Source organism: Paenibacillus gorillae, assembly GCF_000513275.1.
In the GTDB taxonomy this organism is placed as follows: Bacteria; Bacillota; Bacilli; order Paenibacillales; family Paenibacillaceae; genus Pristimantibacillus; species Pristimantibacillus gorillae.
The window spans coordinates 1-12,004 of the sequence record NZ_CBVJ010000108.1 but is presented as its reverse complement, the minus strand read 5'-3'; the positions used below and the strand labels follow the sequence as shown (position 1 = coordinate 12,004).

At 49.6% G+C, this 12,004-nt stretch carries 8 protein-coding genes; 7 read left to right on the top strand and 1 reads right to left on the bottom strand.

Annotated features, from left to right (window positions below):
* Nucleotides 1-77: 77 nt before the first annotated feature.
* Complete coding sequence (locus TY10_RS29090) at nt 78-812, top strand: hypothetical protein (RefSeq protein WP_155985988.1); 735 nt, start codon at nt 78-80, stop codon at nt 810-812.
* Between the two features lie 57 nt (nt 813-869).
* Nucleotides 870-3,758 carry an S-layer homology domain-containing protein gene (locus TY10_RS20285; protein ID WP_042167462.1) on the top strand — a complete coding sequence of 963 codons (2,889 nt, stop codon included), beginning with the start codon at nt 870-872 and terminating at the stop codon, nt 3,756-3,758.
* Nucleotides 3,759-4,726: 968 nt separating this feature from the next.
* Here TY10_RS20285 and TY10_RS20280 read toward each other — a convergent pair.
* On the bottom strand, nt 4,727-6,082 hold the full coding sequence (locus TY10_RS20280) for a dicarboxylate/amino acid:cation symporter (protein ID WP_042167459.1): 1,356 nt from the start codon (nt 6,080-6,082) through the stop codon (nt 4,727-4,729).
* Nucleotides 6,083-6,416: 334 nt separating this feature from the next.
* Between TY10_RS20280 and TY10_RS20275 the strand changes: the two genes are divergently transcribed.
* The 5 genes from TY10_RS20275 (at nt 6,417) to TY10_RS20255 (ending at nt 11,946) form a co-directional block, all read left to right on the top strand.
* Nucleotides 6,417-7,082 carry a GntR family transcriptional regulator gene (locus tag TY10_RS20275; RefSeq protein WP_042167456.1) on the top strand — a complete coding sequence of 222 codons (666 nt, stop codon included), beginning with the start codon at nt 6,417-6,419 and terminating at the stop codon, nt 7,080-7,082.
* 237 nt (nt 7,083-7,319) lie between these two features.
* Entirely contained in the window at nt 7,320-9,011 is a 1,692-nt protein-coding gene (gene ilvD / locus TY10_RS20270) for a dihydroxy-acid dehydratase (RefSeq protein WP_042167454.1), read from the top strand.
* Nucleotides 9,012-9,124: 113 nt separating this feature from the next.
* Nucleotides 9,125-9,457 carry an antibiotic biosynthesis monooxygenase family protein gene (locus TY10_RS20265; protein WP_042167451.1) on the top strand — a complete coding sequence of 111 codons (333 nt, stop codon included), beginning with the start codon at nt 9,125-9,127 and terminating at the stop codon, nt 9,455-9,457.
* A 16-nt stretch (nt 9,458-9,473) separates the two neighbouring features.
* A complete protein-coding gene (locus TY10_RS20260; RefSeq protein ID WP_042167539.1) occupies nt 9,474-10,889 on the top strand; it encodes an NAD(P)/FAD-dependent oxidoreductase in 1,416 nt (471 codons plus the stop codon).
* Nucleotides 10,890-11,517: 628 nt separating this feature from the next.
* Entirely contained in the window at nt 11,518-11,946 is a 429-nt protein-coding gene (locus tag TY10_RS20255) for a DUF6157 family protein (protein WP_042167447.1), read from the top strand.
* Nucleotides 11,947-12,004 lie beyond the last annotated feature (58 nt).

The window sequence follows — 12,004 nt, the reverse complement described above, 5'->3', positions numbered from 1 at the left end:
AAATAAAGAAAAGAACACAGCAGGGTCATGGCAAAACATTAAGCTCAAAGAGCGAAACGAAAGGGTTGTTTTATATCATGAAAAAGCTCGGGACAAAAAAATTAACGGCATCAATTATTGCTGCCGCCGCAGTAGTTCTTGTTGTAACGTATGCGGCGGTATTCGCAAATAACGGATCTGGTGATCATTCGGCAGCAGCGGCAACGAAAGAACCGGCCGTGCAGCAAGCGACGACAGCTGGAGAGCAGCCAAAGGCGACAGAGGCACCGGCAGACGTGCAGCCGAAGGCAGATGCAACAGCAACGACGGTATCGGAGGAGAAACAGCAGCCAGCTGCGGAGACGGTTGCGAAGCCTGAAGTGAAGGCAGCGGCAGAGCCAGCTGCAAAATCGGAAACGAAGCAGCAGTTGTCAGCGGCAGAAGCAACGGCGAAGCCTGAAGTGAAGACTTCAGAGCCGGCTGCAAAACCGGAAACGAAGCAGCAGCCGCAGGCAGCAGCAAAAGGTGACGACAAGCCTGCTGTGCAACCAACCGCTGCTCCAAAGGCAGAGGATAATAAAGTGCAGCCGACAGCGAAGCCTGCTGCAGAAGTGAAGCAGCCGCAAGCGAGCGCGCCAGCACAAGAAGCTCCGGCACCTGCGCCAACAGCCCAGCCGAAGGACAAGAAATCGGGAAGCTTCGTTCAAAAGGAAGAGAAAAAAGCAGCGCCTTCCGGTTCGTCGGAATCGGGCTCTTCTTCTAGCTCCGGCTCTTCGTCTTCTTCCTCCGGTTCTGGTTCTTCCGGTTCCAGCTCGGACGAAGAAATTTGCTAATCTGAAGTTTACTCAACCTAGATAAATCAGACTCAACCAAAGGAGAATCGAAGCAATATGAAACTAGCCTATAATTCTAAAAAAATCGTAGCCTTGCTTTTGACCGCATTGCTGCTCGTGCCCGCTTTTCAAACGCCAAGTGCATCGGCAGCTTCATCAAGCGCAGTAAGCCATTATAATTATTTCAATTCTGTATACAGCGGATTAAATGATGAGAACCATGTGTTCAGAACGGCCACTTATGAGGATATCGTTCATCTGTTTGACAGTGCAGGCACCTTTGCCGTCTTGATCGGCGGGGCTTGGAGCGGCAGCACACAGGAGCATATCGGAATTATTAATGAAACGGCCAAACAATACGGTGTTCAGACGATTTATAATTTCGATACCAAGCTGGACGGTGCAACGCTGGATATTGCAGACAGCAGCAGCCCGTTTGCTGATTATTACGTGGAGCTTGTCAATAAATATCTGACTAACCTGCAGACGGCTTCGGAAGAACTAGTCAGCTATGATAAAGCTGGCGCGGGAGCAGTAACTGCGCCTAAAGTGAACGAGCCATACTTGCTTATCTACAATAAGGATCATGTAGATGAGGAGGGCGGCCGTGCTCCGATTATCGCTTCTTTAGAGGCTGGTGATTTGGCAGCAGATAGCTATAGAAGTCAGGTAGAGGCACTATTTGACCAAGTTTCCGAGGAAGTTGAAGGCGTTAGGAAGGCTAATATCGATACGATTAACGATTTTGATTATTTTACGACGGCCTTTAATACGAACGGAAAAGCGACGATTTTTGATAGCTCAGACCAATCGATCGTATTTGAGCATGTCACTTATGATCAATTGCTGGGCTTACTGGGCAGCGAAGGCAAGTATGCGATTCTATTCGGAGGATCATGGTGCCCGAATACGCAAGCAGCGATCAAATTTATCAACAAATATGCCAAAGCCTACAATGTCGATAAAATCTACATGTGGGATCCAAAGCTTGATGCAGGCGTATACGCCTCCAACCCAACGAACGACCCGCACGCAAATAACCGGCTTCAAGTGCGGGCAACCGGCCATCCGGATGCAAATCTTTATGTCGATCTGGTCAATACTTACTTGACGAATATCGTAACGCTCTACGACAAGTCGAGAAACAATGTAAGCTATGTAGATGCTAACAACAACACGGTTGTTGCGAACAAGCTTCAAGTACCGTACTTGTTCACTTACGATAAAGACCATAAAGACGGGGAAGGCAAAGCGGCTCCAATTCTGGGCCATGTTGAGCTCATGTACTCGTGGACAAATATCCAACCAAATTATGTGCGCAATGGCGCTACGGGTGTCAATTATAACAACTACACAGAGGGATTGGACAATCTCTTCCCAACGTTAACAGGTCAATCGTCGCAGGCAGCTCCTTCACTGCCACTCGCGGCATCGGCGCCAACGTCAGCAAGCAATAATGACGGCAAAATTACTGGTGCAGTTGCAGGTCTGGAGTACAAGCTGGCGCAAGCAACGGTATACACTCCAGTTGCGGATACTACAATTACGGGTCTCGGCGCCGGTACTTACTATATCCGATATGCTGCCAAAGAAGGCTACAAGGCAAGTCCGTCTGTGAAATTGGACGTTCCGGCATATGTTCCTCCAACTGGGGGCGGAGATGGCGGTAACAACGGCGGAGGTAATGGCGGCAATGGTGGTAACGGTGGCAACGGCAACACAGGCGGCGGTACGCCTCCAGCTTCCGGCGGATCTGGTACGACAAATCCGGGTACTTCTGGATCCACAACGATAACGGCTGTGTCCAGCTCTAATGCAGCGGATGGCACAACAAGTGCAACCGTTACGACGACTGCGGTGAACGGTCTGCTTGAGAATATCAAGAAGGCAGAAGCGGAAGGAAAACCGGCTTTTGCAGCGATCAAGATCGATGCGCCTGCACAAACAAAGTCCGCAGATGTAACGATTCCAGGCAGTGCTTTCTCCCAAATTGGAGATAGCACGAAAGCGGCTGTACAGTTTGATTTTGCAAATGTAGGCACAATTGTACTGGATGCGGCAGCGGTTAAAAGCATCGGAACGGAAGCTGGTTCGAACAACATTAACGTAAGAATCTCGAAGGGTGAGCTTACTGCAGAGGGCAAGGAAGTGCTGGGTGACCGCCCGGTTTATAACTTGACTATTTTTGCGGGCGAGAAGGAGATTACTACTTTCGGAGGCGGAACGGTTAACGTGAGCATTCCGTACACACTCAAAGCTGGAGAAGATGCGAACGCGATTGTCGTTTATTACGTATCGGATGAAGGATTGGAGACGATCCGCGGCCAATATCGTGCGGAGACGGGAACGGTAGAGTTTGCAACGAAGCATTTCTCGCAATACATTATCGGTCTGAATGCAGTAACCTTCGCGGACGTGTCGCCAACTGCTTGGTATGCCAATGCGGTACATTATTTGGCGGCAAGGGAAATCGCTAACGGAACAGACGATACGCATTTTAGTCCAAATGCAACGATTACTAGAGGCCAGTTTATCGTCCTGCTGCTTAATGCGTATGGTATCGAAGCAGACGCCAATACTACAGATAACTACTCAGATGCAGGCAATACGTATTACACGCCGTATCTGGCGGCAGCTAAGCGTCTTGGCATTGCCAATGGCACAGGTGACAATCAATTCGAGCCAAACAAAGCCGTCTCGCGTCAAGATCTGTTTACGCTGCTGCATCGTTCGCTAACGATTCTCGGAGAGCTTCCAACCAAGAAAACGAATGCAACGATTACGAGCTATAGCGATGCGAATCAAATCGCCGGCTATGCTGCAGAAGCATTCAAAGCGCTGGTTGAAGGCGGAGTTGTCTCCGGCAGCAACGCCAAGCTTAACCCGCTGGGCGTCACGACAAGAGCAGAAGCAGCTCAAGTTATTTACAACTTGCTTAGCAAATAAGAAAGATTCAAACAAGGGCAGCCAATCGGCTGCCCTTGTTTGCTTGCGTGGATGTGTGGTTAGGGCGGGGAAGATACAGAGTTCTAAACATGCATGCAGGTGTGCGGTAGGATCTAACTGGGTTTGATGGCGTAGAGTTGCAGACTAGCCAAGTTGCTCGGCCGGCTAGCCGAAGAAGTGTTGTTTACTGGGAGTAGGGTAGAGGTGGGAGTTAACGGGACAGTACGGTGTAAGGACGAATATAGAGTAGCTTGATTAAGCGACGTTGGCTCGAGGAAGCAGTAACTTACACGTTATTTAGAGTAACCTCTGATTTTGTTCTGTAGCAAAGTAGCTTCGTTAACTCAGCAATACTGGTGTTAGTAGACGGAGTCATCAAACAGCGAAGTGGCTTCGTTAAATAACGAAGCAAATTTCGCTGTTGGCTGGTGGAACAGAGGCATATCAGCCGATAGCGAAGCAGCTTCGTTAAATAACGAAGCAAACTTCGCTGTAGGCTGGTGAAGGGAGGCATATCAGCCAATAGCGAAGCTAGCTTCGCAACTGGAGAACCTAGGTTCACGAATAGCGAAATTAGGTTCGCTCTAGGAGGTAGTGCACGCTGCTAAGCATGCTAGAGCGAAGTTAGGTTCGCAAAATAGCGAACCTGCTTCGCTCTAGACCTGTGAAACGGGGCATATCATCAGGTAGCGAAGCAAACTTCGCAAAATAGCGAACCTGCTTCGCTGTAGGTCTGTGAAGCGAGTCATATCAGCGGATAGCGAAGCAAACTTGTCAAAATAGCGAAGCCGTTTCGCTGTTGGCGTTATTCTCGCGGCTAGCAGCAGTGCTCGTGCTATCCCAAACCTTAGAATAAGGATAGTGGTGAAATACAGTTGTAGCTGATGGAGTATCCCAGTTTCAAAGCAACAAAAAAACTGCCCCTATCACCATTGGTGATCAGGGGCAGTTTTGCTGCAAGCCGGCTATTAAGCCGGGTTCAATTCCAGTGCATCATTGTCATTGCTGTTGAATACTTCGCGGTCGAGCTCGCCTTCGGAGTTGGCAACGAGTACGGCTGTAACCGTAGTTCCTGTTGCGTTAACTGCAGTACGGCCCATGTCGATCAGCGACTCAACGGCAACAACCATTGCAAGTCCTTCGAGCGGAAGGCCAAGCGCCGTCAATACGACAGTTGTTGAGATCGAGGCAGGTCCAGGGACACCTGCAACGCCGATGGAAGAAATAACGCTGACAGCAACAATCAGGATGTAGTCCGTAATGCTTAATTGCATGTCAAAAATGTTGGCAACGAATACGGAAACGATAGCCGGCCAAATGCCGCCGCAGCCGTTGAAGTTCATCGTAGCGCCAAGCGGAGCAACAAAGCTGGCAATCCGCGGAGATACGCCGAGGCGTTTCGTAATGACTTCAAGGTTGATTGGCAAAGTTGCGTAGCTGCTGCGGGTTGTAAATCCAACGGCAACTGTAGGGTAAGCCTTTTTAAAGAAGCGAAGCGGATTCAGCTTGCCAACGAAGGCAACGAGGCCGCCGAATACGATGACAAAATGCAAAATCAATGCAATATAGCTAACAAGAATGAGTGTTGCCAGCGGCTTCAATGTTTCCAAGCCATATTTGGCTGCCATAACGGCGATCAGAGCATACACGCCGTATGGAGTGAAGCGAAGAACGAATTTTACAACTTGATGCAGCACTTCAGTTAAGGAAGCGAACAGCGCTTTAACCGGCTGAACGGCTTCGGGCTTTTTGGAGCCTACTTTAACGATTGCGATTGCAATGAATAGTGCAAAGATCAATACCGGAAGGACTTTGCCAGTAGCGGCTTCGTTAACCGGATTGGATGGCACGAGATCGAGAATAACCTGGAAGAAGCTTGGCACTTCACGGGCTTCGAATCCTTCAGGCTGACTAGCCTCAAATGTGCCGGCCGGGTTGATTGCCAGTGCAACGAGTAAGCCGATAATAGCAGCTACGCCAGTTGTACCGAGGAACCAGGCAACGGTTTTGATACCGATTTTTTTAAGAAAAGCAATGTTGGTTATAGAGATAATACTGTTAATGACGAGTACAAATACTAGCGGAATTACGATCATGCGGATCAAGCTGACATAGATCGAGCCGATTGTGCCGACGCCTTCAAACTTCAATTGAAAGTTGTTGAAGATAACGCCTGCAACGAGACCAAGACCAAGTGCGACTAGCACCCGTGTGCCGAAGCCGACCCGTTTTTTAGCCATAAAATAAAGCAGTGCAAGAAGAACTGCGGAAACGCCTAGTGTAATCCAGTTCTCCTGAAAGGCAGTGACCAGATTGTTTTCCATGTTGAACATCCTCTCTTGAAATAAACATAGTATTTGAATAAAACCGACCTGATTACTATGCTTTAGAATGAAAACAATATATCACCCGTTATGTGAGACTGTCAACGAAATTTTTTATGCAAGGCAATCGTTTCAGTTGTATCTGCTAAAGGTGTAGACATTGAAATGCTCTTCATTATACTGCTTAATATGGGACCATTTTATGTTCTTGAACCTGCACATATTCGAGCACAATGGGTAGTCCAACAGGTCTCAAAACTCACCTCCGTGACGCTTGCATTCTGCATGTTTATGCGATATATTGCGAAGAAAAAGATAGAGAAGGATGAGATCAATGCCGGTACCGAAAGATTTTGCTTCGCCGATCCGAATGACGGCCAAAGAGCGGGCCTTCTCCCAGCTTCAACGATGGATTATCGAAGGCACATTGCTGCCTGGGGAAAAATTGCTCGACGCCGAGCTGGCGGAATCTCTCGCGGTAAGCCGCACGCCGATTCGGGAGGCGCTCCAACTGCTGGAGGTGCAAGGACTTGTCTCTATGCATCCGGGAAAAGAAACCCGAGTGACGCTCATCGAGAAAGACGATATTTTGAAAATGTACCCGACGATGGCTGTGCTTCACGCTCTAGCCGCGGAGCATGCCGCTGCCCTCATAACGCCGCAGCAGATTGAGACGCTGAAGTTATTAAATGAACAATTCGGCGCTGCAATTGATAGCGGACAGCCGTATCAGGCGATGGAGATCGATGAGCAGCTGCACAATATGATCGTGGAAGCGTCGGATAATGCCTATATCGCTTCATTCAGCGCATCGTTGCAAATCCATATCCGAAGATTTAAATATGTTTTTTTGAAGCAGCCAAACACGACGACCCTAGGCTCAGTTGAGGAGCATGCCGCTTTAATCTCCGCATTGGAAAAGAGAGATGCTGCAGCTGCTTCCGCCATTATGAAGCAAAATTTAATCCGGCCGATGAATGAGTTGTACTCGCTCATTTAAACCCATCTAAAAAAAACGCCGAGAGGCGTTTTTTTATTTTCCGCAATGTGTAATTTACTATAACGGGGCGTAAGCTGTTTATGTCGGAAGTCATAGCATAAGCCAGCAAGAACTGAATAGAGGCAAAGCGAGAAACAAACATCTTGCATTCCATATATGTATGCGATATATTGCATATATCATAAAAATCAGTGTAGCCCCTTTAATAAGCAGATCATGTTGAAAGGAAGGATCAGAATGACAACCGGTAAGGATTTAAGAATTCGGAGTAAAGTAATCAGCGAGGGCGCAAATCGGGTGCCGAACCGGGCGATGCTTCGGGCGGTTGGATTTAAAGATGAGGATTTCAAGAAGCCGATGATTGGCGTTGCCAGTACATGGAGCGAGGTTACGCCATGCAATATGCATATTGACGGACTAGCTCTTCATGCGAAAAAAGGAGTTCAGTCGAGCGGCGGTGCCCCGCTTATTTTCAATACCATTACGGTATCCGACGGTATTTCTATGGGGCATGAGGGCATGCTGTTCTCACTGCCAAGCCGGGAAACGATTGCGGATTCGATCGAAATTGTAACGAATGCGGAGCGATTCGACGGTCTCGTTGCTGTTGGCGGCTGCGATAAAAATACTCCAGCATGCCTCATGGCGATCGGGAGAATGAATATCCCCGCTGTATATGTGTACGGCGGAACGATTCAGCCTGGCAAGTTGGATGGCAAAGACGTCGATATCGTTACCGCTTTTGAAGCGGTTGGCCAATATCATGATGGTAAAATGACGGAAAAAGAGCTGCATAAAGTAGAATGCAGCGTATGTCCGGGACCGGGCGCTTGCGGGGGCATGTATACTGCTAATACGATGGCGTCCGCTGCTGAGGCGCTGGGGATGAGTCTTCCCGGCTCGTCGTCAACGCCGGCGATTTCGCCAGGCAAGGCTGTGGAATGCGCCGAAGCGGGCAAGCAGGTGCTGGAGCTGTTGGAGAAAGAAATTTATCCGAAGGACATTATGACGAAAAAAGCGTTCGAAAACGCGATCACCGTTGTCATGGCACTCGGCGGCTCGACCAATGCGTTTCTTCATTTGACTGCAATTGCTCATTCAGTTGGCGTCGATCTTACCTATGATGATTTTGAACGGATTCGTCTGAACGTACCGCATATTGCGGATCTGAAGCCAAGCGGCAAATACGTCATGCAGGATTTGAATGATATCGGCGGCGTGCCGGGCGTAATGAAGCTGCTGCTGGAGCAAGGACTGCTGCATGGGGACTGCTTGACCGTAACGGGCAAGACGCTCGCTGAAAACTTGGCGGATGCCGAACCGCTGCAGGCGGATCAAGAAATCATTCGGCCGTTCGACCAGCCGTTGAAGCCAACGGGTCCGCTTGTCGTTCTGAGAGGCAATCTAGCTCCGGAAGGCGCTATTGCGAAAATGTCGGGAATGAAAAAGCTTCGTTTTACAGGTCCGGCCAAAGTGTTCGACAGCGAGGATGAGGCGACGGCAGCGATTTTGAACGATGAAATCCATAAAGGGGATGTTCTCGTTATCCGTTATTGCGGGCCGAAGGGCGGGCCGGGTATGCCGGAGATGTTGTCTGTAACGGCATTAATCGTTGGCAAAGGATTGGGCGGAGAAGTCGCACTTATTACGGATGGCAGATTTTCGGGCGGATCGCATGGCTTCGTTATTGGGCATGTCGCGCCTGAGGCGCAAGTGGGCGGGCCAATCGGACTGCTGCAAAACGGCGATCAGGTTGTCATTGACAGTGAAACACAGGAAATCGGCTTCGAGGTAACGGACGAGGAGATAGAGCGCCGGGCACAAGCTTGGGTTCAGCCGCCGTTGAAATTTTCGAAAGGCGTTTTGGCCAAGTATTCTAGGCTGGTGTCCTCGGCTTCGAAAGGCGCAGTAACCGATCTTTTTGAATAATAGGAAGCAAGGAGCCTTGTCCGGATGAGTCCGGCGGGGCTCTTTTTTTGTCGTTGGCTGGGAAGCAGGTGCGCTATAATGTAGGAAGATTAGGTTGGAAGGGTGAGAAGCGAATGGAGACAACGGGACATTTGGACAGCCGCTACGCCGTTATTTTTACCAGCAAACGGACGGAAGGCGATAATGGATATGGGGTAATTGCCGAGCGTATGGAGGAGCTTGCATCGCGGCAGCCCGGCTTTATTAGTGTTGAAAGTGTAAGAGATTCTTCAGGAGCAGGCATTACGGTATCCTACTGGGACAGCCTGGAGGCTATTCGCGAATGGAAGCGAAATGAGGAGCATTTGACCGCTCAACGGACCGGTCGGGAGCAATGGTACTCCAGCTATCAGGTGAAAATATGCAAGGTGGAAAAAGAATATGATTTCCATTCCTCGGAGCTCTAAAAGCGTGAAGATAGATATGGATTATGACGTTACGATTATTGGTGCTGGAGTTGGCGGTGTATTCGCAGCCCATGAATTGGCGAAAATTCAGGAACGGCGGAAGGGAATGAAGCCGCTGAATATTTTGCTGATCGATAAGGGGAAAAGAGTAGAGGAACGGTTCTGCCCGCTAGACCTCGGAGAAAGCTGCAGCTGTGCAGCCTGTGCTAAATATATCGGTTTTGGCGGTCTGGGCAAATCGGAAGGAAAGTTTAACTATACGAATGATTTTGGCGGCGGTCTGGAAAGGAAGGTCGGCAGCGAGAACGCTATGGCTTTAATGGATGAAGTGGATGCGGTTCTCTGTGAATATGGCGGGGCTGCTGCTGCCGACTATAGTACAGAAAATCCGGTACTAACAGAGCGCGCACGGCAGGCAGGGCTAGCGGTGTTGACGACGAGAACCCGCCATCTGGGCTCGGCGCTGTCGACTGTTGTTTTGGAGAAGCTGCAGCGTTATTTGCTAAGCCGTATCATTTTGTCGTTTGAGACGGATGTGGCGGCGATTCAGTTGATGGAGGGCGGCGGCTTCAAACTTGAGCTTGATGGTGCGGAAGGAAGACGGATGTTGACTACGCGGAAGCTTGTCTTTGCGACGGGGCGAAGCGGTGCCGATTGGATGGCTGCGCAATGTCAGGCACTTGGCATCGGACAAGACTCAGTTAGAGTGGACCTTGGCCTGCGGGTAGAGATGCGCGGTAACCAACTGGATGCCATCTTGGGGGAAACGTTCGAGACGAAGCTGCAATATGTGGGCGAGGACTACATGGCGACAACCTATTGCATGAATCCGAGCGGCCGCGTCATTCGCAAGCATCAGGACGGAATGGTCATGCCCGACGGCCAAAATTTCCGGGAGCGCGAAGGGGAAGGTTCGGCTAACTTGAACTTTACGCTGTTTGTCCCGAGGTATTTTGATTCTATGGAAGCGGCCGATAGCTTCGCACGCGGCATTATTAGTGGCATTAATCGTGGCGGCGAGCGGATTGTTGCTCAGCGGCTAGAAGACTTGAAGCTCGGCAGGGCGACTGAGCAGGGGATAATGCAGCAGAATCGTGTAAAGCCAACGCTTCAGGTCGACCCAGGTCAGTTAGCGGACGAGGTTCCCGAGCTGTACACGAAGGCGCTGCTTGATTTTTTGGCCGCGCTGGAGAGGTTGCTTGGCGAGCCGATTGACGAGGATACGATGGTATACGGCATCGATGGCAAGTTTTACGCGCCAAGCATTGAGACGAATGAAGCGCTGGAGACGCGCGTCCCTGGTTTGTATGCCGCCGGTGATTGCTCCGGCGTGACGCATTCGCTGTCGCAAGCGGCAGCGAGCGGCATTCACGTTGCCCGGCAGCTCGCCCGGCAATTAGCGGGGGAGCTGCCGGAAGTCACTGGGGAGTAGCGAAGCGAATTCGCAAATAGCGAAGCTGCATTCGCTGTAAGCGTGATGCGGGGGCTATAACGAAGCAGGTTCGCAAAATAGCGAAGTCAGTTTCGCTCTAGGAGGGTATGCCTGAGCCAAGCCAGAGCGCAGCGAAGCAATCTTCGCTACTCATGAACGTAGGTTCACGGATAGCGAAAATCTCTTCGCTAATGTGGGAAACGCCTGCGTTGAGATAGTGCATAGCGAAGTTAGGTTCGTTAAAAAGCGAACCAGCTTCGCTAATTCGCTTTGCAAGTGAATGCGAGGTCTACAGCGAATCAAGTTCGCAAAATAGCGAAGTCAGTTTCGCTGTAGAAAGGTGTGCCTGAGCCGACCCTGCTCCATAAAGCCAAAGCTGCTTATTTCGCTATAAACCAACTAACTATGTTACTTTGAATTTGATCATTGTAATTGATCTTCATGATTGAGGCGTGACAAGTAAATTTTGCGCAATACACATCATCTAGCTTGGGAAGCAGTTTTGCAAATTAATGTTACACTATAGCCGGAACGGCCAGATGTAGAATCTGGTAGCCGCCTTATCATTTGAACTCGATTCGTTTATAATGGATGATATTGGAATATTGATAATAGGGGGATTCTTAGCATGGAGTGGAACTACTATAATACCTTTATCAAAGTGGCGCCGGATTGTCCCGCAGAGATGGGATTGGTTCCGCCTGAGAAGAAAACTGGCAAGACCAAACCCGGCATCGAGTACGATCTTGTTGCTGATCATCCTTATCAATATAGCCAGGAAGATTTACTCTTCGAGGTGCACGTTCGTCACAAGGAGATACCGCAGGAAGAGATTGAGGCGAACGGAACGCAGCTAAAAGATGAGTTTTACCAGCGGCCGATGGCATGTCTGAGGGCTTCGATGCTGCCGAAAAAATACGGCTGGGGCATTCATTTCAACGCCGAAGGCAAACTGGCTTTATATGAGGTTGGTTCACCCGAATATGAACGCTATGCAAACGGGGAAGACAAGAGTGTTACTGTAGTGGCGGCAATGCGGAACAGCCGGAAAAAATAATAAACCGCGCACGCAATACTAGTCCATTATTAAATAGTAAGAAGCCCCATACGACCTT

What these genes read in the sequence shown, in the direction of transcription:
- TY10_RS29090 (WP_155985988.1), top strand. Translation starts at nt 78, where the DNA reads ATGAAAAAGCTCGGGACAAAAAAATTAACGGCATCAATTATTGCTGCC.
- TY10_RS20285 (WP_042167462.1), top strand. Translation starts at nt 870, where the DNA reads ATGAAACTAGCCTATAATTCTAAAAAAATCGTAGCCTTGCTTTTGACC.
- TY10_RS20280 (WP_042167459.1), bottom strand. Translation starts at nt 6,082, where the DNA reads ATGGAAAACAATCTGGTCACTGCCTTTCAGGAGAACTGGATTACACTA.
- TY10_RS20275 (WP_042167456.1), top strand. Translation starts at nt 6,417, where the DNA reads ATGCCGGTACCGAAAGATTTTGCTTCGCCGATCCGAATGACGGCCAAA.
- ilvD (WP_042167454.1), top strand. Translation starts at nt 7,320, where the DNA reads ATGACAACCGGTAAGGATTTAAGAATTCGGAGTAAAGTAATCAGCGAG.
- TY10_RS20265 (WP_042167451.1), top strand. Translation starts at nt 9,125, where the DNA reads ATGGAGACAACGGGACATTTGGACAGCCGCTACGCCGTTATTTTTACC.
- TY10_RS20260 (WP_042167539.1), top strand. Translation starts at nt 9,474, where the DNA reads ATGGATTATGACGTTACGATTATTGGTGCTGGAGTTGGCGGTGTATTC.
- TY10_RS20255 (WP_042167447.1), top strand. Translation starts at nt 11,518, where the DNA reads ATGGAGTGGAACTACTATAATACCTTTATCAAAGTGGCGCCGGATTGT.